Origin of the sequence: Nocardioides malaquae (assembly GCF_015070385.1) — a bacterium.
Taxonomy (GTDB): domain Bacteria; phylum Actinomycetota; class Actinomycetes; order Propionibacteriales; family Nocardioidaceae; genus Nocardioides; species Nocardioides malaquae.
Genome location: NZ_JADCSA010000072.1, coordinates 1 through 511, shown reverse-complemented (window position 1 = coordinate 511; position 511 = coordinate 1). Strand labels below are relative to the sequence as shown.

The window sequence follows — 511 nt, the reverse complement described above, 5'->3', positions numbered from 1 at the left end:
TCATCACCAGTGTTCATGATAAAACAACACATTTTGTTCAACTCGGTCTGTGTCTCATAGGAGAGCTGTGGGCAGTTCAGGAATCCTCGCCCAGTGACATCATCATTTGTCAGATTATTTTTTTCAAACAAGAATTTTTGAAAATTATTCAGATTTTTATCATTGTGAGAACAATGGCTTCCACTTTAAAATTGCAACTTTTCAGGAATATAAAGCCTACAGTTTCTATTAGCTTGGATTCCCCATCGATGATGTCACTGGGCGAGGATTCCTGAACTGTCCACAGCTCACAGACATTTTTTTTTATTTTTTAATCATGAACATTCGTGAGGAACAATTGTATGAAGAGTGGTTGAAAAGTGGTGAAGTCGTCCTTTAACCCGCGCCGGGGCAGCCTGGAACATTGTTATATTGCCTCGTTTTTGATAAAATCACTTTTAAAAAATTTATGTCCGAGTCAGAGACGAGTAAACCACTCCCTTTTCACTCCATTTTCACTGCTCCGCCCACT

Annotated in this window: 1 protein-coding gene; it reads left to right on the top strand. The window is 39.1% G+C overall.

The window, feature by feature from the left end:
• On the top strand, window positions 1-275 hold a 275-nt coding region (locus IEQ44_RS17115), incomplete at its 5' end, for a hypothetical protein (protein ID WP_227487608.1).
• Window positions 276-511: the final 236 nt, after the last annotated feature.